This window comes from Burkholderia sp. 28_3 (genome assembly GCF_003253915.1).
In the GTDB taxonomy this organism is placed as follows: domain Bacteria; phylum Pseudomonadota; class Gammaproteobacteria; order Burkholderiales; family Burkholderiaceae; genus Burkholderia; species Burkholderia cenocepacia.
The window spans coordinates 1-1,551 of record NZ_QKZF01000069.1; the positions used below are offsets into that span (position 1 = coordinate 1).

At 53.2% G+C, this 1,551-nt stretch carries 1 rRNA gene (only partly in view); it reads left to right on the plus strand.

The features are described from left to right. Positions 1 to 18 precede the first annotated feature (18 nt). Positions 19 to 1,551 (plus strand): 23S ribosomal RNA (locus DFS13_RS39575) (it continues 1,448 nt past the right edge of the window).

Sequence of the window (1,551 nt, forward strand, 5' to 3'; positions counted from 1 at the left end):
GAGACAGACTCGTTATAGGGTCAAGCGAACAAGTGCATGTGGTGGATGCCTTGGCGATCACAGGCGATGAAGGACGCGGTAGCCTGCGAAAAGCTACGGGGAGCTGGCAAACGAGCTTTGATCCGTAGATGTCCGAATGGGGAAACCCACTCCTTTTGGAGTATCCATGGCTGAATACATAGGCCATGCGAAGCGAACGCGGTGAACTGAAACATCTAAGTAACCGCAGGAAAAGAAATCAACCGAGATTCCCAAAGTAGTGGCGAGCGAAATGGGATGAGCCTTGCACTCTTTATTTGTATTGTTAGCCGAACGCTCTGGAAAGTGCGGCCATAGCAGGTGATAGCCCTGTAGGCGAAAACAGTATGAAAGAACTAGGTGTGCGACAAGTAGGGCGGGACACGTGAAATCCTGTCTGAAGATGGGGGGACCATCCTCCAAGGCTAAATACTCGTGATCGACCGATAGTGAACCAGTACCGTGAGGGAAAGGCGAAAAGAACCCCGGGAGGGGAGTGAAATAGATCCTGAAACCGCATGCATACAAACAGTCGGAGCCTCGTAAGGGGTGACGGCGTACCTTTTGTATAATGGGTCAGCGACTTACGTTCAGTAGCAAGCTTAACCGTATAGGGCAGGCGTAGCGAAAGCGAGTCCGAATAGGGCGTTCAGTTGCTGGGCGTAGACCCGAAACCAGGTGATCTATCCATGGCCAGGATGAAGGTGCGGTAACACGTACTGGAGGTCCGAACCCACTAACGTTGAAAAGTTAGGGGATGAGCTGTGGATAGGGGTGAAAGGCTAAACAAACCTGGAAATAGCTGGTTCTCTCCGAAAACTATTTAGGTAGTGCCTCGTGTCTCACCTTCGGGGGTAGAGCACTGTCATGGTTGGGGGGTCTATTGCAGATTACCCCGCCATAGCAAACTCCGAATACCGAAGAGTGCAATCACGGGAGACAGACATCGGGTGCTAACGTCCGGTGTCAAGAGGGAAACAACCCAGACCGCCAGCTAAGGTCCCCAAATATAGCTAAGTGGGAAACGAAGTGGGAAGGCTAAAACAGTCAGGAGGTTGGCTTAGAAGCAGCCACCCTTTAAAGAAAGCGTAATAGCTCACTGATCGAGTCGTCCTGCGCGGAAGATGTAACGGGGCTAAGCTATATACCGAAGCTGCGGATGCGTGCTTAGCACGCATGGTAGGAGAGCGTTCCGTAAGCCTGCGAAGGTGCCTTGTAAAGGGTGCTGGAGGTATCGGAAGTGCGAATGCTGACATGAGTAGCGATAAAGGGGGTGAAAGGCCCCCTCGCCGTAAGCCCAAGGTTTCCTACGCAACGTTCATCGGCGTAGGGTGAGTCGGCCCCTAAGGCGAGGCAGAAATGCGTAGCTGATGGGAAGCAGGTCAATATTCCTGCACCATTGTTAGATGCGATGGGGGGACGGATCGCGGAAGGTTGTCCGGGTGTTGGAAGTCCCGGTCGCTGCATTGGAGAAGGCGCTTAGGCAAATCCGGGCGCGTAATTCAAGGGTGTGGCGCGAGCTCCTTCGGGAGC